Below are 25,097 nucleotides of genomic sequence, written 5' to 3'. Positions count from 1 at the left end.
TCCCGGCGCGCCGGTCGCACGACGCCCTTGTGCCGCGCACACACCTGTCCATATGGTGGACAGCCGTGCGGCGCAAGGGCGTTGGCGTGCCATGAGGGGAGTGGCGAGCATGGAGATCAAGAAGACCGTGGTCCGCGAGGACCAGGGGAGCACCACCCGCCGGCCGGCGATCCTGGAGAAGCGGCCGACCCGCTGAGCATGCGCGTCCACCTGGTCACGATGCCGTGGCACCCGCTCGACCTGCCCTCGCTGCAACTGGGCCTGCTCCAGGAGATCGTGCGGCGGGCCCGCCCCGGCGACGAGGTGAGCGAGTTCCACGGCTCGCTGCGCTGGGCGGAGTTCCTGCTGGAGCGCTCCGGCGGCCGGCTCACCCCGGGCGACTACGTCGCGGTCGGCAGCGACGCCATCTTCCACGGCCTCGGCGACTGGGTCTTCTCCGGCGTCCTGTACGACGATCCCGGCTGGGGCGAGGCCCGGCTGAAGGAGTACGCGGCCGACCGGGACGTCCCCCTCGACACGGCCCTCGCGATGCGCCCGCACGCGGCCGGCTTCATCGACGCCTGCGCCGCCGAGATCCTGGCGGCCGGACCGGACGTGGTCGGGTTCACCAGCACCTTCATGCAGAACGTGCCGTCCCTCGCGCTCGCCCGCGCACTCAAGCGGAGGCGCCCCGAGGTGACGGTCGTCCTCGGCGGCAGCAACTGCGACGGCCCGATGGGGCACGCCCTGCACCGCAACCACCCCTTCGTCGACCACGTGGTCCGCGGCGAGGCCGAGTACGCCTTCCCCGCGCTCCTGCGCCACCTGGACGCCCGGACCGCCCCGGCGGACGTCCCCGGACTGTGCTGGTGGGACGGCACGGTGTCGCGGGCCAACACGGAATCCCGGCGGACCGTGGCCCCGGCCGACATACCCTCGCCCGACTACGACCAGTGGCAGGCCGCCCTGGACGCCTCCCCGGTCCAGGAGCACATCCATCCGAAGCTCGTCGTCGAGGGAGCCCGGGGCTGCTGGTGGGGCGAGAAGCACCACTGTGCCTTCTGCGGGCTGAACGGCACGGCCATGGCCTTCCGCGCCAAGCCGGGGAAGCGGCTGTGGACGGAGATCGACCGGCTGGTGCGCCGCCACCGCGTCCTCGACGTGGTCACCGTCGACAACATCATCGACATGGCCTACTTCCGCGACTTCCTGCCCCGCGTGACCGAGAGCGGCTGGGACCTGCGGCTGCACTACGAGGTCAAGTCGAACCTCACCCGCGACCAGCTCGCACTCCTTAGCGCCTCCGGCACCGTGCACATCCAGCCCGGCATCGAGAGCCTGGGCAGCCGCGTCCTGGACCTCATGGACAAGGGCGTCACCGGCGCCCGTAACGTCCGCACCCTGCGCGAGTGCGAGAACCACGCCCTGACCTGCTCCTGGAACCTGCTGTACGGCTTCCCCGGCGAGACCGCGGACGACTACGCGCCCGTCATCGACCAGTTGCCCGCGCTGGTCCACCTCCAGCCGCCGAGCGGCGCCCACCGCATCCAGCTCGAACGGTTCAGCCCGCACTTCACCGACCCCGGCCTCGGCTTCGGCGAGCGCCGCCCGGCCGCGATGTACCAGCACGTCTACGACCTGCCCGAGGGCGAACTCGCCGATCTGGTCTACCTGTTCGACACCGAGCCCGCGGGCATCGGCGGCCCGGTGGAGCGGCGGCTGAAGGAGGCGGTGGCCGCCTGGCGGGCCGGGCACGCGGACTCCCGGCTGCTGTTCGAGGAGGACGGCGCCGAGCTGCTGGTGCACGACCGCCGGTACGGCCGCCCGCCCGCCACCCACCGCTTCACCGGCTGGCGGGCCGCGGCCCTGCGCCGGCTGGAGGACGGCCGGACCGTTCCCGCGCTGCGCCGCCTGCTGGCCACCGACGGCCACGCGGTGCCGGCGCGGGCCCTGGAGGCATGGGTCGACCACGCGTTCTCGCTGGGCCTGCTGTTCCGCGACGGCGCCACGTACGTCTCCCTGCCGACCTGGGGCGCGCCGGTCCGGCTGCCCGAGGGGGCCGGATGAGCGGGCCGGGCGGGCTGCCCGGCACCGTTGCGCACCGGCGCACCGGGCGCCGGGTCGAAGCCGCCGGGCCCCTGGACCTGAGCGGCACCGGCCGTGCGACGGCGGAGGCGGTGCGGTTCCTGCGCGAGTGCCAGGGCCTGGGCCTCGGCGTGAGCTGGCGGGCGACGGGCACACCGCCGTACGACCCCCGCCTGCTGCACCACCTCCCGCCGCCCGTCGAACTGCCTGGCGAACCGGGCGTGTTGGCGTCCTGGCGGGCCGGTCACGCCCACGGCACCCTCTACCACCGGCGCGGCCCGGACTTCGTCACCGTCCTGGACCGCAGGGAGCGGGGCACGGCCGTCCGCCTGACCCTGGACCACCCCGCGCTGCACGCCACGTTCCTCCGGCTGCTGGAGCCCACGCCCGTCGCCGAGCTGGACGCGACCGGGCGGGAGGCGCTGGGACTGCTCACGGCCGAGCGGCTGGTGCTCGCCGGCGGGGGCTGGGCCGTGGCCCTGCCCCCGCGCATCCGGCAGTGGCCGGTGCCCTGCACCGCGATCTGAACACCTGTCCGGCCCATTCGCCCGCGTGTCGGGATCGGAAGCGCATCGGAAGCGCGAAACCGGCGCCCGCCCGACGGATGTCGGGCAGAGTGACTGTCGTCATACCGACGGAACGAGCGAGGTCCCGGCCGTCTGCCGGGAGTTGCGAGGACCCATGAACCACACCTACGAGCCGCCGACCCTCTTACCCGCCGGCGGTAGGGAGCGGACGTACGCACTGCTCATCGGTGGTGTCCCCTTTCTGCTGATCCTGCTCATGGGCATCGTGCCCCACCTGGGCTCGGAGGACGACGGCTACTCCGGCGGCTCCTCCGGCAGCTACTCGGACGGCTACTCCGGCGGTTACGACCCGTCGTCCCCGGACACACCGGCGCCGGGCGTCGCCACGGCGTACGGGACGCCGACCCAGCCGTCCACCGGCAGCGCCGCCCCCGCGGACACCGCTTCCAGCCCGGCCGGCACCGAGACCCCCGAGGCGGCCGACAGCCCCTCGGGCACGGTGACGCGTTTCTTCGAGGCCATCAACGAACACGACTTCCAGACCGCCTGGGACCTGGGCGGCAAGAACCTCGACGCGTCCTACAGCTCCTTCGTGTCGGGCTTCGCCACCACCGAGCAGGACTACGTCACCATCCGGTCCGTCCAGGACGAGACGGTCTGGGTGGATCTCCTCGCCCGGCAGACCGACGGCACGCAGAAGTCGTACAGCGGCCGGTACACCGTGGTCGACGGTGTCATCACCGACGCCTCCATGAACCCCACCGGCTGAGCAGAGCGGAGCGAGAAGACAATGGCGAGTGACTTCCTCACCGTGCCCGCTCCGTCGCCGGAACCGGACCGGCCGGCCGTGGGCCGTCCCGTCGCGGACGCGACGAGCAACGCCACCCGGCTGCTGTGCGCGGGCACCTACCTCGACCCGGTCTACCGCGCCGGTGTCATCCGCGAGTTGCTGACCCACCGGTACCGGGTGGTGGCCCCGTCGTACGGGTACGACGCGGTGCCCGTGCTCGCGCACGCCCTGGCGGCCCGCCGGCTCCAGCGCATCCGGCTGGCCGTGTTCGCCGCGGGCGCCGCCCTCACGTTCGTCCTCATGGTCACCGGCGCGCTGAGCGGGTTCACCGCGCTGCTGGCCGTGCTGTGGCTGCTGTGGGTCACCGCCTTCCTGCGGCGGGTCGTCACCCTCCAGACGCTGACGCGCCGGCTCGCCCCGCAGGCCGGCCAGGGGTTCGACGGCGCGTACCCCGAGCACCCGGAGCTGACCCCGCAACTGGTCGACAAGATCAGGCGGGAGCAGACCTCGGACGGCACGGTGGTCCGCTACGGCGGCTACAAGCCGTTCGTCGGCGCGGGCACGCCGGTGCGCCGCTGGTCCAACGCGGAACTGCTCATCGGCGCACCGCTCGGGGTGTTCGACGGCCGGCCCGGCGCGGGCCCCGCCGCGGCACCCGGCGCCACCGGCCAGGAACCCAAGCGCAAGGAGGTCGTCCCCTTCACCGTCGAGGAGCTGACCGCCTACGTCGCCGACCGGATGACCGCCCGGCTGCGCGCCCAGGCCCGCCCGGCGCAGCGGATCGAGGGCCTCGCCGTCGAGCGCAGCACCTTCACCACGGCCGTCACGACGCTCCGGGGGGTGGCGGAGCCGACCCCCGAGCAGCTCGACGGCGACTGGCGGGACGTCCACGACACCGGACGCAACTACCTGTGCATCCGGGTGGGGTCCTGGGACCAGGAGCTGGTCACCACGGCGTTCGTGGGCTTCGACCTCAAGGGGAACACCCTGCACACCGAGTTCTACTCGTACGTGCTGGCGCCGATCCGGGCGAGCTTCCAGCTGGTGGACCGGCTCCCCGCCGCCCTGGACGAGCGGCTGCTGCTCAAGCTGGCCTGGCACACCCTGCGCGGCACGCCCCACTCCACGGTCCGGTCGGCCGCCGCCAAGGCGGCGGGTGCCCAGGTGCTCCCGCGGCTGCCGTGGACCAAGGAGCGGATCCGGGTGCCGCAGCCGGCCGACACCAGCGAGTTCGGCCTCGGCCGCTACGCGGACGCCCTGCTCAACCGCGGGGCGGTCACCAGCGTCCGGGAGATGGCGACCAGCCCCCACTTCCACGTCTTCTTCCAGGAGACCGACACCATCAAGTACACGCAGATCGTGGAGCGCCAGTTCCTCCACGTCGTCCGTGACTTCCTGTACGAGCACAACGTGGACCTCACGGAGCACGAGGCCCGCCAGACGAACATCCTCAACAACTACGGGCACAACAACAGCTTCGTGCACGGCGACAACAACACCACCAACTCGGGCACGCAGAACTTCGGCGGCCCGGGCGGCGGTCAGGGGGCGGGATCCGCATGACGCACACCTCCACGGGCGGCAACAGCAGCGACTACGGGAGCCGGAACGACTTCGGGCGCCACAACAGCTTCGTCACCGGGAACAACAACACCACCAACTCGGGCACGCAGAACTACTACGGCGCCCCGCCCGCCGCCGCCCGCGACACCGGGCCGGACCAGGAAGGCCCCGCGCCGGACCGCCGCCGCAACGTCTTCGTCGTCCACGGGCGGGACGAGGAGGTGCGGCTGCGGATGTTCGACCTGCTGCGCCTGCTCGATCTGCGTCCGCTGGAGTGGGAGGCCCTGGTCAACGCCACCGGCAAGACGGCGCCGTTCCTCGGCGAGGTCGTCGCCGGGGCCCCCGAGCTGGCGCAGGCGGCCCTCGTGCTGCTCACCCCGGACGACGTCGCCCAGCTCCACCCCGACCTGCGCGGCCGCAACGAACCGCCGTACGAGACCGAGCCCACCGGCCAGCCCCGGCCCAACGTGCTCATCGAGCTGGGCATGGTGCTGATGGCCTACCCGGAGCGCACCCTGATGGTGGAGGTCGGAGAGCTGCGCCCGATCGCCGACATCGCCGGCCGCAACGTCATCCGGTTCGACGGCACGGAGACCGCCCTGCGCAAGATCGCCGAGCGGCTGAAGCTGGCGGGCTGCGCGGTCGACGACACCCGCTCCGACTGGCTCCAGACCTGGCCGTACCGCCATCTGACGGCGTACGGCCGCACCGGGCGGGCGGCACCGCCGGCCCGCTGAGCCGCGGTACGGGCCCGGTGGTCGTCCACGATCGGGGGACGGGCCCGTACCGCCCCGGCGCCCGGCGTCAGACATGGCGCCGGGCGCCCGCCGCCAGGCCGGCCAGGAAGGCGCCGGTCTCCGGCAGGTCGATCCGCCCCAGCTCACCGGGGCGGACCACCACGTGCAGTTCGCGGCAGACCGGCCGCTCCCAGGAGTGCACGACGAAGGACAGCAGGATCAGCCGCAGCAGGCTGTCCTCGTCCAGGTCGTGCAGCCGGGCCAGGCCCGCGCCGGTCAACGGCATGGTGAGGCGTTCGAGCTGGCCGTGCCGGTGCACGGCGTCCCACAGCCGGTCCAGGCCGAGCCACAGGTCCTGGACCTTGGAGGAGGCGACGCAGTCGTTGCCCATCCGGCTGTAGGCGACGGCGAAGACCAGGTCGGGCCGGGTGCCGAGGACGGCGACCGTGCCCACCGGGTACCGGGCGCGCTTGCCCCGCGGCTTGTCCCGCGCGCTCTCCCACGCCACCGGGGTCACCCCCGCCAGCGCGGCGGCCAGTTCCGCGTCCAGCCGCCGGGCGTCCCCGGCGTAGCGGCGGGCGAGCAACTGCCCCTGCACGCTGGCGTCGTTGATGACGACACCGTCGTCCACGACGGTGTCGAACGTGTCGGTGAACCCCACCACGAGCTGGCCGGGCTGGTCGAAGAGGTCGCCCTCCTCGACCACCACCGTCATCCCGGGACGGGTGAACTCCTGCCGTACGGCGGCCTGCGGACGCGCCCGGACGAGCCCCCAGGCCAGGCACAGGGCGACCGAGCCGGCCAGCACCAGTCCGGGCCGGGACACGGCGCCCGGGAAGAGCTGGCCGGCGAACTGCACGACGGCCGACACCCCGCCGAAGGCCGCCAGCACGCTGCCGGTGAACACCCGCCGTTCGCGCCACGACCGCAGCAGCCGCGGCCACCCGGGCCGGGGCGAAGGGCGGGGACCGGTCAACCGCATGCTTCCCTCCAGGGCACCTTGGTACGCTGACGGCACTGTTGACGGGACGTCACGCGGCGGAGGGGGCGAGGCGCGTGCAGACCCGTGCACCGTGCATACGGGTGAGCGTTCTGGGCCCCGTCCGGCTGGACGTGAACGGCGCCGCCGTGCGCCTCACCCCGCTCACCGCCCGGCTGCTGCTCCGGCTGGTCGCCGCCGACGGCGAGGCCGTCACCGCGCGCCGGCTGTACGAGGACGTCTGGCAGCCGGCCGTGGAGCTGCCGCACCAGGACCTGCGCAACCGCAACGAGGTGCAGAAACGGATCCTGGAGCTGCGGCGCGCGTTCGACCGGGCCGGCCCCGGACACGGCGCCCGGATCGTGCGCACCGGCCGGCTGCCGACCGCGCGCGGCGCCGAGAGCACCTACCGGCTCGACCTCGCCGACGACGAGCTGGACAGCGCCGCGTTCACCCGCCTGGTGGGCGACGCGCTGCGCGCGGCACCGGCCTCCGCCGTCCGGCTGCTCACCGACGCCCTGCGACTGTGGCGCGGCCGGCCGCTGACCGAGGTGCGGGACGAGGAGTTCGCGCGCGCCCCGGTCCGGCGGCTGACCCAGCTCAGGGAGACCGCGCTGCGGGAGCTGATCGCCGGCCACACCGCGCTGGGCCGCTACGACCTCGCCCTGCCGGTGGCCGAGCAGACCGCCCGGGAACGCCCGGACGACCCGGAGGCCGCCGCCGCCCTCGCCCGTCTGAACGCCCGGCTGCGTGAGCGGCACGGCGACGAACTGCTGCGCCACACCCTGCGCGGGCTGCGGGTCGACGTCGTCGTGGTGCGCGGCGACCTGTTCGACCAGGAGGACGCCAACCTGGTCGTGGGGTTCTCCGACACCTTCGACACCTCCACCGACGACATCGTCATCAGCCGGGAGAGCGTGCAGGGACAGCTCGTCGACCGCCTCTTCGCGGGCCGGCACCGGCTGCTGGACGACCATCTGCGCCGCGGGCTCAGGGAGGTCACCCCGCTGGCCACCGAGAGCGTCCGGGCCAAGCCGCGCGGCCGGCGCACCCGCTACCCGATCGGCACGGCCGTACCGGTCCCGGTCGGCAACCGCCGGGTCTTCGCCCTCGCCTACTCCCGGCTGGGCAACGACCTGCGCGCCCGGTCCGCCCCGGCCGACCTGCGGCTGAGCCTGGAACGCCTGTGGCCGTCGGTCGCCCAGCACGGCCTGTTCCGGCCGGTGGCGATACCGCTCATCGGCGCCGGCCTGTCCCGCATCGTCGAACTCGACCACACCCAGCTGCTCTCGCTGATCGTCGAGACCTTCACCGAGAGCCTGCGCCAGGACCCGGCCGTCTGCCCCGAGCTGCGGATCGTCGTCCGGGACGAGGAACTGGGGCGCACCGACCTCTCGGCGGCCGAGGCGTTCCTGCGCGACGCGGACGAGCGGAGCCCGGTACTCCCGCCCACTGGCACGCTCTGAGCTGTTCACACCCCCAGCTAAGCTCCCCAGCCGCTTCCACCGACAGTCACCGCCCGCTTCCGGAACGCTTCCGCCGGAGGGCCGGCCGTCACCGGGCGCGGAAACCGGCGGGCGTGGAAACCGCCGAGCAGAGGGTGAAGCGGGGCCCCGGTGGTCAGGATGGAGGCATGGGATTCCATGTCGACTCCGAGGCCGGGCGGCTGCGCCGCGTCATCCTGCACCGGCCGGATCTGGAGCTCAAGAGGCTCACCCCCAGCAACAAGGACGCCCTGCTCTTCGACGACGTGCTGTGGGTGCGCCGGGCGCGCGCCGAGCACGACGGCTTCGCCGACGTACTGCGCGACCGGGGGGTCGAGGTGCACCTCTTCGGGGACCTGCTCGCCGAGACCCTGGCGCTCCCCGAGGCCCGCGCGCTCGTCCTGGACCGGGTCTTCGACGAGAAGGAGTACGGCCCCCTCGCCACCGACCACCTGCGCGCCGCCTTCGACGGGATGACCCCGGGCGAGCTGGCCGAGGCCCTGGTCGGCGGCATGACCAAGCGGGAGTTCCTGGCGGAGCACGCGGAACCGGCTTCGGTCCGCTTCCACGTCATGGAGCTGGACGACTTCCTGCTCCGCCCGCTGCCCAACCACCTCTTCACCCGCGACACCTCGGCGTGGATCTACGACGGCGTCTCCATCAACGCCATGCGCTGGCCCGCCCGGCAACGGGAGACCGTCCACTTCGAGGCGATCTACCGCCACCACCCGCTGTTCCGTGACGAAACGTTCCACGTGTGGTCCCGGGGGCAGGCGGACTACCCCTCCACCATCGAGGGCGGCGACGTGCTGGTGATCGGCAACGGCGCCGTGCTGATCGGCATGAGCGAGCGCACCACGGCGCAGGCCGTGGAGATGCTGGCGCACAAGCTGTTCGCGGCCGGTTCCGCACGCACGATCGTCGCGCTCGACATGCCCAAGCGGCGCGCCTTCATGCACCTGGACACGGTGATGACCATGGTCGACGGCGACACCTTCACCCAGTACGCCGGCCTCGGCATGCTCCGGTCGTACACCATCGAACCGGGCGTCGGCGAACGCGAGCTGAAGGTCACCGACCATCCGCCGGAGCACATGCACCGCGCGATCGCCGCCGCGCTCGGCCTCGGTGAGATCCGGGTGCTGACCGCCACCCAGGACGTGCACGCGGCCGAACGCGAGCAGTGGGACGACGGCTGCAACGTCCTCGCCGTCGAGCCCGGGGTCGTCGTCGCCTACGAGCGCAACTCCACCACCAACACCCATCTGCGCAAGCAGGGCATCGAGGTGATCGAGATCCCGGGCAGCGAGCTGGGCCGGGGCCGGGGCGGCCCCCGGTGCATGAGCTGTCCGGTGGAGCGGGACCCCGTATGAGACCGCACGGCACGGTGGGCCGCATAGAAATGTGAAGGGTCGTATAGACTTCCAGAGTCCCCTGTAGTCGTACATCTGGAGCGCCCCCCATGGCGACAGTCCCGACCGCCCTCGCCGGCCGCCACTTCCTCAAGGAGCTCGACTTCACCGAGGAGGAGTTCCGCGGTCTGGTCGAGCTGGCCGCCGAGCTGAAGGCCGCCAAGAAGGCCGGGACCGAGACCCCGTACCTGCGGGGCAGGAACATCGCGCTGATCTTCGAGAAGACCTCGACGCGCACCCGCTGCGCGTTCGAGGTCGCCGCCGCCGACCAGGGCGCCCACACGACCTACCTCGACCCCTCGGGCTCGCAGATCGGGCACAAGGAGTCGGTCAAGGACACCGCGCGCGTGCTGGGCCGGATGTTCGACGGCATCGAGTACCGGGGCGACAGCCAGGCCAAGATCGAGGAGATGGCCGCGTACGCCGGCGTGCCCGTCTACAACGGCCTCACCGACGACTGGCACCCCACCCAGATGCTCGCCGACGTGCTCACCATGACCGAGCACAGCGCCAAGCCGCTGCGGAAGATCGCCATCGCCTACCTCGGCGACGCCCGCTTCAACATGGGCAACTCCTACCTGGTCACCGGCGCCCTGCTCGGCATGGACGTACGGATCGTCGCCCCGAAGTCCTACTGGCCCGCCCCGGAGGTCGTCGAGCGCGCCCGCGCGCTCGCCGAGACCAGCGGTGCCCGCGTCACCCTCACCGAGGACATCGCCGAGGGCGTCCGGGGCGCGGACTTCGTCGCCACCGACGTCTGGGTCTCCATGGGCGAGCCCAAGGAGGTGTGGGACGAGCGGATCACCGCCCTCGCCCCCTACGCCGTGACCATGGACGTGCTCCACGCCACCGGCAACCCGGACGTGAAGTTCCTGCACTGCCTGCCGGCCTTCCACGACCTCGGCACCACCGTGGGGCAGCGGATCCACGAGACCCACGGCCTGGCGTCGCTGGAGGTGACGGACGAGGTCTTCGAGTCCGCCCACTCAATCGTCTTCGACGAGGCCGAGAACCGCCTGCACACCATCAAGGCGGTGCTGGTCGCCACCCTCGGCCGGGACGTCCTTGCCTGACCCGCCTCACCAGGCCTTATCCTGACCGGCGGCCCGAGCCACCCCTTCTCGGGGCCGACGCCGCGCCCCTACGCCGGGCGCCCGCACCACCAGAAACGAGCACCACCCGCATGCCCGCTCCCCGCATCAAGTCCCCGCACCTGCTCGTCGCCGAATCCGGAGCCGACCGCGAGGGACACGGCCTGAAGCGCACCATGGGCCTCTTCCAGCTCATCTGCTTCGGGGTCGGCGCCATCGTCGGCACCGGCATCTTCGTCGGCCTCTCCGACTCCGTCGCCCAGGCCGGTCCCGCCGTGGTCGTCTCCTTCGTCCTCGCCGCGCTGACCTGCGTCTTCACCGCCTTCTCCTTCGCCGAGCTGGGCGGCGCCATCCCGGTCTCCGGCTCCTCGTACTCCTTCGCCTACGCGGGCCTCGGCGAGTCCACCGCCTTCCTGGTCGGCTGGTGCCTGCTGCTGGAGTACGGCATCTCCATCTCGGCCGTCGCGGTCGGCTGGAGCGAGTACGTCAACGAACTGCTGCACAGCCTCACCGGCCTCCAGCTCCCGGCCGCCCTGTCCGCCGGCCCCGGCGACGGCGGCCTCGTCAACCTCCCCGCCGTGCTCGTCATCGCCATGGCCTCGGTGCTGCTGGTGCGCGGGGTGCGCGAGAGCGCCCGGGCCACCGCGGCCATGGCCGCCGTGAAGCTCGCGATCCTCCTCGCCTTCTGCGCCATCGGCTACAGCGCCTTCAAGGACGGCAACCTCACGCCGTTCTCCCCGGCCGGCCTCGGCGGCATCGGCGCGGGCACCACCGCCGCGTTCTTCTCCTACATCGGCTTCGACGCGATCACCACCGCCGGCGAGGAGGCGAAGAACCCCCGCCGGGACGTCCCGGTCGCGATCATGGTGTGCATGGGTCTCGTGACCCTGCTGTACTGCGCGGTCGCGCTCGCGGCGATCGGCGCCATCGGCGGCGACCGGGTCGCCGGGCACCCCGCGGCCCTCTCCTACGTCGTCAACGAGGTCACCGGCTCCACCGTCGGCGGCGGTGTCATCGCCTTCGGCGCGGTCGTCGCCATCGCCTCCGTGGTCCTCGCCGTGATGTACGGCCAGACCCGCATCCTGATGTCGATGTCCCGGGACGGCCTGATCCCGCGGGTCTTCGAGAAGGTCAGCCCGAAGACCTCCACCCCGGTCGCCGGCACCCTGATCGTCGCGGTCGTCTTCGCGCTCCCGGCGGCCTTCGCCTCCCTGGACGCCGTGATGAACCTGTGCACCATCGGCACGCTCGCCATCATGGCCGTCGTCAACATCGTGGTGATCGCCCTGCGCCGCCGCGAACCGGGCCTCGCCCGCAGCTTCCGGGTGCCGCTGTACCCGGTGGCCCCGCTGCTCGGCGTCGCCTTCTGCCTGTACCTGATGTACGAGACGGGCTGGCGGACCTGGCTCCAGTTCGCCGTGTTCCTCGCGGTGGGCCTGCTGGTCTACGGCGTCTACGGCCGCCGGCACTCCACGCTGGCGCGGCCGGCCGCCGAGGTCACGCCGGCCGGCGCTGAGCGGGAATCACAGGCAGTCTGAACCACACCGCCTTGCCCGACGGGGTGGGGCGGTGCCCGCAGGACGAGCTGAGGGCGCGGATCAGCAGCAGCCCGCGCCCGCCCTCCTGCCAGACGTCGGGCTCCTCGATCACCGGCCGGGTCAGGTGCCCGGGCGGCGCCGGGTCCGGGTCGTGCACCTCGACCTGGCAACCGGTCGGCGCCAGCTCCACCACCAGCTCTATCGGGCCGCGCCCGGCGGTGTGCTCCACCGCGTTGGCCACCAGCTCGGCCGTGAGCAGCTCCGCCGTGTCGCAGTCGGCCACGTGCTCCACCTCGGTGAGGGCCGTGCGCACCAGGGCACGCGCCACGGGCACCGCCGCTGCGGTGTGCGGCAGCGCGATGCGCCAGGAGGCCGATTCGGCGGGGCGTTCGTGCAAGGCGAGTCCGTTCATGGAGCAGGCTGTCCTGCTTTCGACTGTACGAATGGTACGGGCCCGGCCATCCAAGGCCGTCGCCGGGCTTCGTCCGGGACCTCCCCGGGCCCCGGCACCAGGCGGCCTACCCAGGTGAACGGCCCGCCTCGCCCGCGCGTCAGCACTGTTACGGCGCTGTCGACAACCGGTGACCGATGCGACGGGATCCGGCCAACCGCGACAGGCGTGCCGGCAGGCAAGCGATGCCGATGTCGCGCCCCGGTGACGACAGTCACAAACAGGTGATAACTTCATGGGGTAGAGCAACGTACGGCACCGCCGCGCTAGGAGGCCGCACGTCATGAGTCCCTTCACCGGCTCCGCCCCCCGCACCGCCGACTGGGCCCACCTGCGGGTCGGGATCGCCGACGGGGTGGCCACCGTCACCCTCGCCCGCCCCGACAAGCTCAACGCGCTCACCTTCGGCGCCTACGCCGACCTGCGCGACCTGCTCGCCGAGCTGTCCCGGGAGCGCTCGGTGCGCGCCCTGGTCCTGGCCGGCGAGGGCCGCGGCTTCTGCTCCGGCGGCGACGTGGACGAGATCATCGGCGCCACGCTGGCCATGGACACGGCCGAGCTGCTCGACTTCAACCGGATGACCGGCCAGGTCGTCCGGGCGATCCGCGAATGCCCGTTCCCCGTGATCGCGGCGGTGCACGGCGTGGCGGCCGGCGCGGGCGCGGTCCTCGCCCTCGCGGCCGACTTCCGGATCGCGGACCCCTCGGCCCGCTTCGCCTTCCTCTTCACCCGGGTCGGCCTGTCCGGCGGCGACATGGGCGCGGCCTACCTGCTGCCCCGGGTCGTCGGCCTCGGCCACGCCACCCGCCTGCTGATGCTGGGCGAGCCGGTGCGGGCCCCCGAGGCCGAGCGCATCGGCCTGATCAGCGAGCTCGCGGAGGAGGGCCGGGCGGACGAGACGGCCGCCGCGCTGGCCCGCCGCCTCGCCGAGGGCCCGGCCCTCGCCCACGCCCAGACCAAGGCGCTGCTCACGGCCGAGCTCGACATGCCCCTGGCGGCGGCGGTGGAACTGGACGCCTCCACCCAGGCCCTGCTGATGAACGGCGAGGACTACGCGGAGTTCCACGCGGCCTTCACGGAGAAGCGCCCGCCGAAGTGGCGGGGGAGGTGAGGTCCGGTGCGCGTGGCGATCATCGGCGGAGGCCCCGGCGGCCTCTACGCCGCCGCCCTGCTCAAACGCCTCGACCCCGCCCGCGACGTCACCGTCTGGGAACGCAACGCCCCCGACGAGACCTTCGGTTTCGGCGTGGTCCTCTCCGACGAGACCCTCGGCGGCATCGAACACGCCGACCCCGTCGTCTACGAAGCCCTGCGGCGCGACTTCGTGCGCTGGGACGACATCGACATCGTGCGCCGCGGCATACGGCACCGCTCCGGCGGCCACGGATTCGCCGCGCTCGGCCGGCACCGGCTGCTGGAGATCCTGCACACACGCTGCCGCTCCCTGGGCGTGGAGCTGCGGTTCTCCACCGAGGCGCCGCCCGTCGGCCGGCTCGCGGAGGACCACGACCTCGTCATCGCCGCCGACGGTGTCCACAGCACCACCCGCGAGACCTACTCGCCCGTGTTCCGCCCCCAGGTGACCGAACACCGCTGCCGCTACATCTGGCTCGCCGCCGACTTCCCCTTCGACGCCTTCCGCTTCGAGATCGCCGAGACCGAACACGGCGTGATGCAACTGCACGGCTACCCCTACGGGGCCGGCGCCTCCACCGTCATCATCGAGATGCGCGAGGAGGTCTGGCGGGCGGCGGGATACGACGCACTCACCCCCCAGGAGTCCGCCGAACGCTGCGCCAAGGTCTTCGCCGACGCGCTCGGCGGACGCCCCCTGCGCTTCGACAAGTCCGCCTGGACCACCTTCCGTACCGTGGTCAACGACCGCTGGTCGCACGGCAACGTCGTCCTCCTCGGCGACGCCGCCCACACCGCCCACTTCTCCATCGGCTCCGGCACCAAGCTCGCCGTCGAGGACGCCCTCGCCCTGGCCGCCTGCCTGACGGAACAGCCGGACGTGCCCGGCGCGCTGGCCGCCTACGAGGAGGAGCGCAAGCCCGTCGTCGCCTCCACGCAGCGGGCCGCCCGCGCCAGCCTGGAGTGGTTCGAGAACCTGCGGCTGTACCTGGGCCAGCCGCCCCGCCAGTTCGCCTTCAACCTGCTCACCCGCAGCCGCCGGGTCACCCACGACAACCTCCGGCTGCGCGACGCCCGCTTCACCGCGGCCGTGGAGCGCGAGTTCGGCTGCCCGCCCGGCACGCCCCCGATGTTCACGCCGTTCCGGCTGCGCGGCCTGACCCTGCGCAACCGGGTCGTCGTCTCGCCCATGGACATGTACTCCGCCACCGACGGGGTCCCCGGCGACTTCCACCTCGTCCACCTGGGCGCACGGGCCCTCGGCGGGGCCGGCCTCGTGATGACCGAGATGGCGTGCGTCAGCGAGGAGGGCCGGATCACCCCCGGCTGCGCCGGCCTCTACACCGGACGGCAGGCCGAGGCGTGGCGGCGCGTCACCGACTTCGTGCACCGGCAGGCCCCGGGCGCCGCGATCGGCGTACAGCTCGGGCACTCCGGCCGCAAGGGCTCCACGAAGCTGATGTGGGAGGGCATCGACGAGCCGCTGCCCAGCGGCAACTGGCCCGTCCTGGCCCCCTCCCCGCTGCCGTACAAGCCGGGCAGCCAGATCCCGCGCCAGCTCTCCCGCGCCCAGCTCACCGACATCCGTGAGCAGTTCGCGGCAGCCGCCTGGCGGGCCGCCCGGGCCGGCTTCGACCTGCTCGAACTGCACTGCGCCCACGGCTATCTGCTCTCCGGCTTCCTCTCCCCGCTCACCAATCACCGCACCGACGCCTACGGCGGCTCCCTGGACAAGCGGCTGCGGTTCCCGCTGGAGGTCTTCGACGCCGTCCGCGCGGTGTGGCCGGCCGAGCGGCCGATGACCGTCCGGATCTCGGCGACCGACTGGGCGGAGGGCGGGACGACCGCCGAGGACGCCGTCGAGATCGCCCGCGCCTTCGCCGCGCACGGCGCCGACGCCATCGACGTCTCGACCGGGCAGGTGGTGGCCGAGGAGCGGCCGGAGTTCGGGCGGTCGTACCAGACGCCGTTCGCCGACCGGATCCGGCAGGAGGTCCGCGTCCCGGTGATCGCGGTCGGCGCGATCTCCTCGTGGGACGACGTCAACTCGCTCATCCTGGCGGGCCGCGCCGACCTGTGCGCGCTGGCCCGGCCGCACCTGTACGACCCGCACTGGACCCTGCACGCGGCGGCCGAACAGGGCTACGAGGGACCCGGCGCTCTCTGGCCCGCCCCCTACCGTGCGGGCAGCAGGCGCCCGCGCACCGGCCGCACGGACGCCCCACGCCCCCGGCTCTCCCTCAGCCTCGACCGCTAGGCGTCAAGCGGGGTCACAGCCCCGCGAACTCCGCGCCCGCGTCGCGCAGCCGTTCGTGCAGGCGGCGGAAGACCTGGGCCGAGCGGACGCCCGGCCAGTTCGCCGGGAGGAGGTGGGTGGGCAGGCCCGGGTCGGTGTAGGGGAGGTGGCGCCAGGAGTCGAGGGCGAGGAGGTAGTCGTGGTACGCCTCCTGGGGCGGGGTGCCCGGCCGCCGCTCCCAGGACTGGAGCACGGGCGCGTGCGCGTCCAGGAAACGCTCGTGCTCCTTGGCGATCGCGGCCAGGTCCCACCAGCGGCCCACCGCCTCGGCCGTGGCCGCGAAGCCCAGGTGCTCGCCGCGGAAGAAGTCCACGTACGCGTCCAGGCGCAGCCGCCGCAGGGTGTGCTCCGTCTCCTCGTACAGCCGGGCCGGGGCGATCCACACCCCCGGGGCCGCGGTGCCGAAGCCCAGGCCGGCCAGCCGGGAGCGCAGCACGTGCCGCTTCTGCCGCTCCGACTCCGGGACCGAGAACACCGCGAGCACCCAGCCCTCGTCCGCGACGGGCGCGCCGGCGTAGATGCGCCGGTCGCCGTCCTCCAGCAGCTGCCGCGCCTCGGCGGACAGTTCGTATCCCGCCGCGCCCGACTCGGTGCGGGCCGGCGACAGCAGGCCGCGCCGTTTGAGCCGGGACACCGAGGACCGTACGGAGGGAGCGTCCACGCCGACCGCGGCCAGGAGCCGGATCAGCTCGGCGACGGGCACCGGGCCGGGCATGAAGCGGCCGTACGCCCCGTAGAGCGTGACGATGAGGGACCTGGGGGCGTGCTGCTCGGACACGTTGATCATTTTAGGTCGTCGGCATCACTGCTGGTCACCTCCGGTGCGCAGCCGGAACCGCTGCAACTTGCCGGTGGCCGTGCGGGGCAGCGCGTCGAGGAAGACGAACTCGCGCGGGCACTTGTAGGGCGCAAGCTGGGAGGTGAGGAACGCGCGCAGCGCCGCCGCGTCGCGCGGGGCACCGGCGCGCAGCACCGTGTAGGCGATCGCCACCTGGCCGCGGGCCTCGTCGGGGCGGCCGACGACCGCCGTCTCGGCCACGTCCGGATGGCGCAGCAGCACCTCCTCCACCTCCGGGCCCGCGATGTTGTACCCGGCGGAGATGATCATGTCGTCGGCGCGGGCCACGTAGCGGAAGTAGCCGTCGGCCTCGCGGACGTAGGTGTCGCCGGTGATGTTCCAGCCGCCCCGGACGTAGTCCCGCTGCCGGGGGTCGGCGAGGTAACGGCAGCCGACCGGGCCGCGCACGGCCAGCAGGCCGGGCTCGCCGTCGGGCACGGGCCTGCCATCGGCGTCCTGGACGCGCGCCTGCCAGCCCGGCACCGGCAGGCCCGTGGTCCCGGGCCGGATCCGCTCGTCGGCGGCGGAGATGAAGACGTGCAGCAGTTCCGTGGCGCCGATGCCGTTGATGACGCGCAGGCCGGTGCGCTCGTGCCAGGCCCGCCAGGTGGCCGTCGGCAGGTTCTCGCCGGCCGACACACAGCGCCGCAGGGACGAGACGTCGTACGTGTCCAGCTCCTCCAGCATGGTGCGGTAGGCGGTCGGCGCGGTGAAGAGGACCGAGACGCGGTGCTCGGCTATCGCGGGGAGCAGTTGCCGGGGGCCCGCCTGTTCCAGGAGCAGGGCGCTGGCGCCGGCCCGCAGCGGGAAGACCACCAGTCCGCCGAGGCCGAAGGTGAAGCCCAGTGGGGGACTGCCGGTGAAGACGTCGTCCCCCTGGGGGCGCACCACGTGCCGGGAGAACGTGTCGGCTATCGCCAGCACGTCCCGGTGGAAGTGCATGCACCCTTTCGGGCGACCCGTCGTGCCCGAGGTGAACGCGATCAGGGCGACATCGTCGGAGGCGGTGTCGACCGCCGGGTAGGGATCGGCGGGGGCCGGCCGGCGCAGGAGGTCGTCGGGGGTGTCACCGCCGTAGGTCGTGATCCGCAGCCCGGGTATCGCGGCCTTCGCCAGGTCGTCCACCACCCGGACGTCGCACAGCGCGTGCCCGACCCGGGCGATCTCGCACAGGGTCGCCAGCTCGTACGGGCGCTGCTGGGCCAGCACGGTGACCGCGACCGCGCCCGCCTTCAGCACGGCCAGCCAGCAGGCGGCGAGCCAGGGCGTGGTCGGGCCGCGCAGCAGCACCCGGTTGCCCGGGACCACGCCCAGGGCGCCGGTGAGCACGTGCGCGATGCGGTCGACCCGCGCGCGCAGCTCCCCGTAGGTCCAGGTGGGGCCGTCCGGGGTGTGGAACACCGGGCGGGCCGGGTCGGCGTGGTCCAGGAGTTCGGCGGCGCAGTTGAGCCGGTCGGGGTACCGCAGCTCCGGCAGGTCGAACCGCAGCTCGGGCCACTCGTGCGGCGGGGGCAGATGGTCGCGCGCGAAGGTGTCGACGTGGGCCGAGCGATGCATGGCGGTCCGCCCCCTTGCCGTGACAGAGGTCCGCGACATCCGGGACGGATGTCCGAACGGGCTTCCTGGTGGGCTCGCGCTCCCCCAGAGGGGGCGCCCCCAGCGTATCGTGTCGGTGACGGCAGTCAACTGTGCGCGATAACGTCACGAGGTGGGTAGGGAAGGGCGTGGGGACGGCCGCGGGCCCGCCCCGGAGGGAGGACCGGCTGTGTCCGTATTCTCACTCGGACCGGAGCAGACCGCCTGGTGCGCCGAGCTGCGCGAGCTGGCCGCCGGACGGCTGCGCCCGCTCGCCGGCCAAGGGGAACCCGGCCGTGTCAACCGGCCGCTCCTCGCCGAACTCGGCCGGCTCGGCCTGCTCGCGCGACTGTTCGGCTCCGGTGCGCTGGACCTGTGCCTGATGCGGGAGTCCCTGGCCCAGGCCTGCACCGAGGCCGAGACCGCCCTCGCCCTCCAGGGGCTCGGCGCCCACCCGGTGCACGCCCACGGCACCCCCGCCCAGCGGGAGCACTGGCTGCCCCGGGTCGCCGACGGCAGCGCGGTCGCCGCCTTCGCGCTCAGCGAGCCCGGCGCCGGCTCGGACGCGGCGGCGCTCACCCTCGCGGCCGAGCCGGACGGCGACGGCTGGCGGCTCACCGGCGCCAAGTGCTGGATCTCCAACGCCCCCGAGGCCGACTTCTACACCGTCTTCGCCCGCACCACGCCCGGCGCCGGCGCCCGCGGGGTGACCGCCTTCCTCGTCCCCGCCGACCGGCCCGGACTCACCGGCGACCCGCTGGAGATGATCTCGCCGCACCCCATCGGCGCCCTCGACTTCGACGCCGTGCCCGTCACCGCCGCCGATCTGCTCGGCGAGCCCGACCGCGGCTTCGCCGTCGCCATGGGCACCCTCAACCTCTTCCGCCCCAGCGTCGGCGCCTTCGCGGTCGGCATGGCCCAGGCCGCGCTGGACGCCACCGTGGACCACACCAGCCGGCGCGAGGCCTTCCACGGCAGGCTGAGGGACCTTCAGGCCGTGTCCCACCAGGTCGCCGAGATGGCCCTGCGCACCGAGGCGGCCCGGCTCATGGTGTACGCGGCGGCGGCGGCGTACGACGCCGGGGCCGCCGACGTGCCCCGGCGCGCCGCGATGGCCAAGCTGCTCGCCACCGAGACCGCGCAGTACGTCGTCGACACCGCCGTCCAGCTGCACGGCGCCCGCGCCCTGCGCCGCGGCCACCTCCTCGAACACCTCTACCGCGAGGTGCGCGCGCCCCGCATCTACGAGGGCGCCAGCGAGGTCCAACGCGGCATCATCGCCAAGGAGTTGTACGCCACGGCACAGAAGGAGGCACGGTGACGACCGAACGCGTCAACCCGCCCGGGCTGTCCCCGCCCACGGGCTTCTCGCACGCCGTCGTCGCGGCCGGCTCCCGCGTGGTGTTCCTCGCCGGGCAGACCGCCCTGGACGGCGACGGCAAGATCACCGGCGACACGCTGCCCGAGCAGTTCGCCAAGGCCCTCGGCAACCTCCTCACCGCCCTGCGCGCGGCCGGCGGCACCCCCGCCGACCTGGCCCGGGTCACCGTCTACGCCACGGACGTCGCCGCGTACCGCGCCCACGCGCGGCAACTCGGCCGGATCTGGCGGGAGTCGGCGGGCCGCGACTACCCGGCGATGGCCGTCGTGGAGGTCGTCCGCCTGTGGGACGAGCGGGCGCTGGTGGAGCTGGACGGGTTCGCCGTACTGCCCTAGAAGGTCTCTCGCCCGGCGGCAACCCGCGTGACCTGGCCCGTTCGGTTTCATGACGCGCCACCGATGGGGTGACGGTCACGGCCGCCGGACCGGCCGCCCGGTACCAGTGGAAGCCCTCGAACCCCTGGATCCGGGAGGTACCCCATGCCCGTACGCCGCCCCCTCCTCGCCGCGGCCCTCGGTGCCGCGGCCCTGCTGTGCGCCGCCGTCGCCCCGGCCTGCGCCGACCCCTCCGAGCTGATCACCGTCGACCCCGTCGGCCGGATCGCGCCCGACGGCACGGTGACGCTGTCCGGCACCTACCGCTGCACCGGCGGCACCGGCCCGGTGTTCGTCAGCTCCTCGGTCAGCCAGGGCGACGCCCGCCTCCGGCACGGCGTCGGCGGCGGCACCGCCCGGTGCGACGGCGCCGAGCACCGCTGGGAGAACTCAGGCAAGGTCACGGCCGGGGCGCTGAAGGAGGGGACGGCACGGGTGGAGGCCACGCTCACGGAGCTGCGCCCCTCGGGCATCCTCCTGCTGCCGGCCTTCCACGCGGCGACGGACCGGACCGTCACGCTCACCCAGGAGTGACGCCGGGCGCGGCCTCCCGTCAGACGCTGCCGGTCCCGTCCGGGTCCGGCGGAGCCGTCCTGCGCCGGACCACCGGGGCGCCCGGCCGGCGCAGGGCGGCGACGAACTTGTAGCGGGAACCCCGGTACACCGAGCGCACCCACTCCACCGGGGTGCCCGCCGCGTCCCGCGAGTGCCGGGACAGCAGCAGCATCGGCAGCCCGACGTCGGTGCCGAGCAGCTGTGCCTCGCGCGGGGTCGACAGCGAGGTCTCGATGGTCTCGTCGGCCTCGGCGAGATGGACGCCGTACACCTCGGCGAGCGCCGTGTAGAGCGACGGGTAAGTGGCGAGGGACCGGCGCAGTCCGGGGAAGCGGCGTACGGACAGATGGGTCGTCTCGATCGCCATCGGATCGCCGCTGGCCAGCCGCAGCCGCTCGATGCGCAGCACCTTCTCGCCGATCCCGATGCCCAGCAGGCCCGCCAGCTTCTCGTCCGCCGGGACCTCCCCGATGTCGAGCGTCTGCGAGGCGGGCGTGAGGCCCTGGGCCCTCATGTCCTCGGTGTGGGAGGTGAGTTGCAGTGTGCGGTACAGCTTGGGCTGGGCGACGAAGGTGCCCTTGCCCTGGATCCGGTCGAGCCGGCCCTCGCCCACGAGTTCCTGGAGCGCCTGCCGGACGGTGGTCCGCGAGGTGTCGAACCGGACGGCGAGCAGACGTTCCGCGGGCATGGCCGAACCGGGTTGCAGTGCCTCGGCCATGGAGAGCAGCTGCTGTTTGATCCGGTAGTACTTCGGCACGCGCGCGGTGCGGCCGGACGCCCCCCTGTGCGGCTGGGCGCTGCTGACGTCGGTGGTCATGCCTGCCTTCCCGGCTGTGTCGATGGGCTCCCGTTATAGCGACCAACTGCCCTATGGTCTAGTCCAACTGAACGCTCCGGGCGAAAGGGCCGGAATGCGGACGGACGCGCTCCGGTGACTTTCTCGTAACGGCCCGGACCGGCTTTCCGAACCACCCTTGACACTCCAAAAGGTCTAGGCCAAGCTCCACCGTACTGGTCTACACCATTAGTGGCCAGGTCCCGAGCCCTACGTGCAACAGCGTCGTACGCAGGTCACCGCCGAGGGCGTGGGGGGTTAGTGGCATCCCTGAGGAGGGTGGCGTGAAGCGCAAGCTTGCGGCCGCGATCGTGATCGCGGGCATGATGGTCTCCGTGTCGGCGTGCGGCGGGGACGACGGCGACGACAGCGGCAAGAACGCGGGACCGGACAGCTTCAAGGGCCAGACCCTGACGGTCTGGGCGATGGACGGCTCCACGCCGGACCAGTGGGTCAAGGACGTCACGGCCGCGTTCGAGAAGAAGACCGGCGCCAAGCTGAAGTTCGAGACGCAGAAGTGGGACGGGATCCAGCAGAAGATCACCACCGCGCTCTCCGAGTCCACCCCGCCGGACGTGCTGGAGGTCGGCAACACCCAGACCCCGGCCTACGCGGTCACCGGCGGCCTCGCCGACCTGAGCGACCTCAAGAAGGAGATCGGCGCCGACTGGACGCCGTCGGTCTCGCAGTCCTCCGTCTACGACGGCAAGCAGTACGCCGCCCCCTGGTACTTCACCAGCCGCGTCGTCATCTACAACAAGAAGATCTGGGCCAAGGCCGGCATCAAGGACACCCCGAAGACCCGGGACGAGTTCTTCAAGGACCTGGAGACCATCGGCAAGAAGACCGACGCCGAGCCGATCTACCTGCCCGGCCAGAACTGGTACTTCTTCGACGGCCTCACCATCGGCCAGGGCGCCGACCTGGTGAAGAAGGACGGCGACAAGTACGTCTCCAACCTCGGTGACCCCAAGGTCGCCAAGGCCATGGAGATCTACAAGAAGTACCAGTCCTACTCCAAGGCCCCCAAGGACAAGGACGAGGCCACCCCGCAGCAGGCCGAGGTCTTCGCCAAGGGCAAGACCGGCGCCTTCATCGGCATGGGCTGGGAGGCCGGTACGGCCGTCACCGCCAACAAGGCCATCGAGAAGGACCTCGGCTACTTCCCCATCCCGGGCGAGACCGCGGACAAGCCCGAGAGCGTCTTCCTCGGCGGCTCCAACCTCGCCGTCGCCGAGGGCAGCAAGAAGCAGGCCCTGGCCAAGGAGTTCCTGAAGATCGCCCTCTCCGACCAGTACGAGGGCGAACTGGCCAAGCTCAACGGCGTCATCCCGAACAAGAAGTCCCTGGAGACCAACCTCAAGGGCAACGTCGTCGCCGAGGCCATCGCTCCGGGTGCCGCGGTCGGCGGCACCACCCCGCTGATCCCCGAGTGGGGCGCGGTGGAGAACAACCCGAACCCGATCAAGTCGTACATGACGGCCGTGCTCAACGGCAAGTCCCCGGCGGACGCCGCCAAGCAGGTCGAGGGCGAGATCAACAAGCGCCTGGCCCAGCAGAACTGATGACCGCGCCGGGGGCGCCGCGCTCGCGCCCCCGGCTCACCAGTGTCGTCCGTACGGCCACGGAAGAGATGGCAACTCATGTCAGTGCAGACCGAAGGCACGGACACGGCCGGGGAGCCCGCTGTCCGCAAGGCCCGGGTGCCGGCCCCGCCGCGCGGTGACAGCCGCACCACCGGCGCCCCGTCCCGGCGCGCAGCCGCCGCCCCCTACCTGCTCCTGCTGCCCGCGCTGCTGGCCACCGCGGTGCTGCTCGGCTGGCCCCTGGTCAAGAACGGCGTGCTGTCGTTCCAGAACCTCAACCCGCGCCAGCTCATCCAGCACCTCACGGAGTGGAACGGCGTCGACAACTACCAGGAGGTGCTGAGCGGCGGGGACTTCTGGCGCGTCGTCGAGCGCTCCGTCTTCTTCACCGCCGTCAACGTCGCACTGATCATGGTGCTCGGCACCCTGGTCGGCCTGCTGCTGGCCCGCCTCGGCGCGAAGATGCGGCTGCTGCTGATGATCGGTCTCGTCCTCGCCTGGGCCATGCCGGTCATCGCGGCCACCACCGTCTACCAGTGGCTGTTCGCCCAGCGCTTCGGCGTCGTCAACTGGGTGCTGGACAAGCTCGGCTGGCACTCCATGGCCGACCACAACTGGCTCCAGACCCAGTTCTCCACCTTCGCCGTGATCACCCTGCTCCTCGTCTGGCAGTCCATACCCTTCGTGGCGATCAACCTCTACGCCGCGACCACCACGATCCCCCGGGAGCTGTACGAGGCGGCCTCCCTGGACGGCGCCGGAGCGTGGAAGAGCTTCACCTCGGTGACCCTGCCCTTCCTGCGGCCCTTCCTGTACGCCACGACCTTCCTCGAAGTCATCTGGATCTTCAAGGCGTTCCCGCAGATCTTCGCGATGAACGAGGGCGGCCCCGACCACCTCACCGAGACCCTGCCGATCTACGCCTACGTCGAAGGCGTCGGCAACCAGCACTTCGGAGTCGGCGCCGCCATCTCCTTCCTGACCATCCTGGTCCTGCTCGTCATCACCTCGTACTACCTGCGCATGGTGCTCAAGCAAGAGGAGGACGAGCTGTGAAGCGCTCGCTCTTCGGCCGCTTCTGGCCCAACGCGACCGCCGTCGTCCTCTTCGTCGGCTTCGTGTTCCCCGTGTACTGGATGTTCGCCACGGCCTTCAAACCGACCGGCGACATCATCTCCGAGGACCCGGTGTGGTTCCCGACCGACGCCACCCTCGAACACTTCAAGAAGGCCGTCGACGCCGACCACTTCTGGACCCTGGTCGTCAACTCCGTCACCGTCACGGTCCTGTCGGTCGTCTTCTCGCTCGTCATCGCCCTGCTCGCCGCCTTCGCCCTCGCACGGATGCGGTTCAAGGGCCGGCGCGGCCTCATCGTGACGTTCATGCTGGCGCAGATGGCCCCCTGGGAGGTCATGATCATCGCCATCTACCTGATCGTCCGGGACAACGACATGCTCAACAGTCTGGTCCCGCTCACGGTCTTCTACACGATGATGGTGCTGCCGCTGACCCTCCTCACGCTGCGCGGCTACGTCGCCGCCGTGCCCAAGGAGCTGGAGGAGTCGGCGATGGTCGACGGCTGCACCCGCACCCAGGCCTTCGTCAAGGTGATCTTCCCGCTGCTCGCACCCGGTCTGATGGCGACCTCGCTGTTCGGCTTCGTCACCGCCTGGAACGAGTTCCCGCTCGTCCTGATCCTCAACAAGGACATCGAGAAGCAGACCCTGCCGCTGTGGCTGTCCCAGTTCCAGACCGCCTTCGGCGACGACTGGGGCGCCACCATGGCCGCTTCGTCCCTGTTCGCGCTGCCCATCCTGATCCTCTTCATCTTCCTGCAACGCAAGGCTGTCAGCGGTCTGACCGACGGCGCCGTGAAGGGATGACGCC

At 72.3% G+C, this 25,097-nt stretch carries 22 protein-coding genes; 17 read left to right on the top strand and 5 right to left on the bottom strand.

The genetic code is table 11. From position 1 onward, the window contains the following. The first annotated feature begins 198 nt into the window (after nt 1–198). The 5 genes from AQJ11_RS27805 to AQJ11_RS27785 all read left to right on the top strand — a co-directional run bounded on the left by AQJ11_RS27805 (nt 199) and on the right by AQJ11_RS27785 (nt 5,681). Nucleotides 199–2,046 carry a RiPP maturation radical SAM C-methyltransferase gene (locus AQJ11_RS27805; RefSeq protein ID WP_059264890.1) on the top strand — a complete coding sequence of 616 codons (1,848 nt, stop codon included), beginning with the start codon at nt 199–201 and terminating at the stop codon, nt 2,044–2,046. After that, entirely contained in the window at nt 2,043–2,591 is a 549-nt protein-coding gene (locus AQJ11_RS27800) for a DUF5825 family protein (RefSeq protein WP_059264887.1), read from the top strand. The genes AQJ11_RS27805 and AQJ11_RS27800 overlap by 4 nt, the downstream gene beginning before the upstream one ends. Nucleotides 2,592–2,745: 154 nt before the next feature. Continuing rightward, on the top strand, nt 2,746–3,360 hold the full coding sequence (locus AQJ11_RS27795) for a hypothetical protein (protein ID WP_059264885.1): 615 nt from the start codon (nt 2,746–2,748) through the stop codon (nt 3,358–3,360). Nucleotides 3,361–3,381: 21 nt separating this feature from the next. After that, nucleotides 3,382–4,944, top strand: a complete 1,563-nt coding sequence (locus tag AQJ11_RS27790; RefSeq protein WP_059264883.1) for a hypothetical protein — start codon at nt 3,382–3,384, stop codon at nt 4,942–4,944. Beyond that, a complete protein-coding gene (locus AQJ11_RS27785; protein ID WP_014675586.1) occupies nt 4,941–5,681 on the top strand; it encodes a TIR domain-containing protein in 741 nt (246 codons plus the stop codon). Before AQJ11_RS27790 ends, AQJ11_RS27785 begins: the two co-directional genes overlap by 4 nt. Nucleotides 5,682–5,748: 67 nt before the next feature. Here the strand turns inward: AQJ11_RS27785 and AQJ11_RS27780 are convergent, their stop codons facing one another. Then, the gene (locus tag AQJ11_RS27780) at nt 5,749–6,663 is read right to left on the bottom strand and encodes a macro domain-containing protein (RefSeq protein WP_237280972.1); all 915 of its coding nucleotides are present in this window, start codon (nt 6,661–6,663) and stop codon (nt 5,749–5,751) included. A 101-nt stretch (nt 6,664–6,764) separates the two neighbouring features. Between AQJ11_RS27780 and AQJ11_RS27775 the strand changes: the two genes are divergently transcribed. The 4 genes from AQJ11_RS27775 to AQJ11_RS27760 all read left to right on the top strand — a co-directional run bounded on the left by AQJ11_RS27775 (nt 6,765) and on the right by AQJ11_RS27760 (nt 12,185). Further along, nucleotides 6,765–8,126, top strand: a complete 1,362-nt coding sequence (locus tag AQJ11_RS27775; protein WP_244218368.1) for an AfsR/SARP family transcriptional regulator — start codon at nt 6,765–6,767, stop codon at nt 8,124–8,126. Between the two features lie 167 nt (nt 8,127–8,293). After that, a complete protein-coding gene (locus AQJ11_RS27770) occupies nt 8,294–9,517 on the top strand; it encodes an arginine deiminase (protein ID WP_014675589.1) in 1,224 nt (407 codons plus the stop codon). 89 nt (nt 9,518–9,606) lie between these two features. After that, nucleotides 9,607–10,629 carry an ornithine carbamoyltransferase gene (gene argF / locus AQJ11_RS27765; RefSeq protein WP_059264881.1) on the top strand — a complete coding sequence of 341 codons (1,023 nt, stop codon included), beginning with the start codon at nt 9,607–9,609 and terminating at the stop codon, nt 10,627–10,629. A 110-nt stretch (nt 10,630–10,739) separates the two neighbouring features. Continuing rightward, nucleotides 10,740–12,185, top strand: a complete 1,446-nt coding sequence (locus tag AQJ11_RS27760) for an amino acid permease (protein WP_014675591.1) — start codon at nt 10,740–10,742, stop codon at nt 12,183–12,185. On the opposite strand, the gene AQJ11_RS27755 is transcribed toward AQJ11_RS27760, so the two are convergent. After that, entirely contained in the window at nt 12,145–12,597 is a 453-nt protein-coding gene (locus AQJ11_RS27755; RefSeq protein WP_014675592.1) for an ATP-binding protein, read from the bottom strand. The genes AQJ11_RS27760 and AQJ11_RS27755 overlap by 41 nt on opposite strands. A 322-nt stretch (nt 12,598–12,919) precedes the next feature. Between AQJ11_RS27755 and AQJ11_RS27750 the strand changes: the two genes are divergently transcribed. Further along, the gene (locus AQJ11_RS27750; RefSeq protein WP_014675593.1) at nt 12,920–13,747 is read left to right on the top strand and encodes an enoyl-CoA hydratase family protein; all 828 of its coding nucleotides are present in this window, start codon (nt 12,920–12,922) and stop codon (nt 13,745–13,747) included. Nucleotides 13,748–13,753: 6 nt separating this feature from the next. After that, entirely contained in the window at nt 13,754–16,027 is a 2,274-nt protein-coding gene (locus AQJ11_RS27745; protein ID WP_059264879.1) for a bifunctional salicylyl-CoA 5-hydroxylase/oxidoreductase, read from the top strand. Nucleotides 16,028–16,040: 13 nt separating this feature from the next. On the opposite strand, the gene AQJ11_RS27740 is transcribed toward AQJ11_RS27745, so the two are convergent. Continuing rightward, nucleotides 16,041–16,853 (bottom strand): PaaX family transcriptional regulator, encoded by an 813-nt coding sequence (locus AQJ11_RS27740; protein ID WP_059264877.1) that lies wholly within the window; start codon nt 16,851–16,853, stop codon nt 16,041–16,043. Between the two features lie 15 nt (nt 16,854–16,868). Beyond that, nucleotides 16,869–18,461: an AMP-binding protein gene (locus tag AQJ11_RS27735; RefSeq protein WP_014675596.1), complete on the bottom strand. Its 1,593-nt coding sequence runs from the start codon at nt 18,459–18,461 to the stop codon at nt 16,869–16,871. A 208-nt stretch (nt 18,462–18,669) separates the two neighbouring features. Here AQJ11_RS27735 and AQJ11_RS27730 point away from each other — a divergent pair, with 208 nt between their 5' ends. The 3 genes from AQJ11_RS27730 (at nt 18,670) to AQJ11_RS27720 (ending at nt 20,768) form a co-directional block, all read left to right on the top strand. After that, complete coding sequence (locus tag AQJ11_RS27730; RefSeq protein ID WP_059264875.1) at nt 18,670–19,800, top strand: acyl-CoA dehydrogenase family protein; 1,131 nt, start codon at nt 18,670–18,672, stop codon at nt 19,798–19,800. Further along, nucleotides 19,797–20,195 carry a RidA family protein gene (locus tag AQJ11_RS27725; protein WP_058082355.1) on the top strand — a complete coding sequence of 133 codons (399 nt, stop codon included), beginning with the start codon at nt 19,797–19,799 and terminating at the stop codon, nt 20,193–20,195. Before AQJ11_RS27730 ends, AQJ11_RS27725 begins: the two co-directional genes overlap by 4 nt. Nucleotides 20,196–20,339: 144 nt before the next feature. Beyond that, nucleotides 20,340–20,768: a DUF6299 family protein gene (locus tag AQJ11_RS27720; protein ID WP_059264873.1), complete on the top strand. Its 429-nt coding sequence runs from the start codon at nt 20,340–20,342 to the stop codon at nt 20,766–20,768. A gap of 19 nt (nt 20,769–20,787) precedes the next feature. On the opposite strand, the gene AQJ11_RS27715 is transcribed toward AQJ11_RS27720, so the two are convergent. After that, nucleotides 20,788–21,606: a GntR family transcriptional regulator gene (locus AQJ11_RS27715; RefSeq protein ID WP_059264871.1), complete on the bottom strand. Its 819-nt coding sequence runs from the start codon at nt 21,604–21,606 to the stop codon at nt 20,788–20,790. A 302-nt stretch (nt 21,607–21,908) separates the two neighbouring features. Here AQJ11_RS27715 and AQJ11_RS27710 point away from each other — a divergent pair, with 302 nt between their 5' ends. The 3 genes from AQJ11_RS27710 (at nt 21,909) to AQJ11_RS27700 (ending at nt 25,093) form a co-directional block, all read left to right on the top strand. Further along, nucleotides 21,909–23,189: an extracellular solute-binding protein gene (locus AQJ11_RS27710; RefSeq protein WP_014675602.1), complete on the top strand. Its 1,281-nt coding sequence runs from the start codon at nt 21,909–21,911 to the stop codon at nt 23,187–23,189. Nucleotides 23,190–23,267: 78 nt separating this feature from the next. Beyond that, complete coding sequence (locus tag AQJ11_RS27705) at nt 23,268–24,266, top strand: carbohydrate ABC transporter permease (protein WP_059264869.1); 999 nt, start codon at nt 23,268–23,270, stop codon at nt 24,264–24,266. After that, nucleotides 24,263–25,093 (top strand): carbohydrate ABC transporter permease, encoded by an 831-nt coding sequence (locus tag AQJ11_RS27700; RefSeq protein ID WP_014675604.1) that lies wholly within the window; start codon nt 24,263–24,265, stop codon nt 25,091–25,093. Before AQJ11_RS27705 ends, AQJ11_RS27700 begins: the two co-directional genes overlap by 4 nt. The last annotated feature ends 4 nt before the right edge of the window (nt 25,094–25,097 follow it).

The sequence above is a fragment of the Streptomyces corchorusii genome (genome assembly GCF_001514055.1).
Classification (GTDB): Bacteria; Actinomycetota; Actinomycetes; order Streptomycetales; family Streptomycetaceae; genus Streptomyces; species Streptomyces olivaceoviridis.
This window is presented reverse-complemented; position numbering and strand designations above follow the sequence as displayed.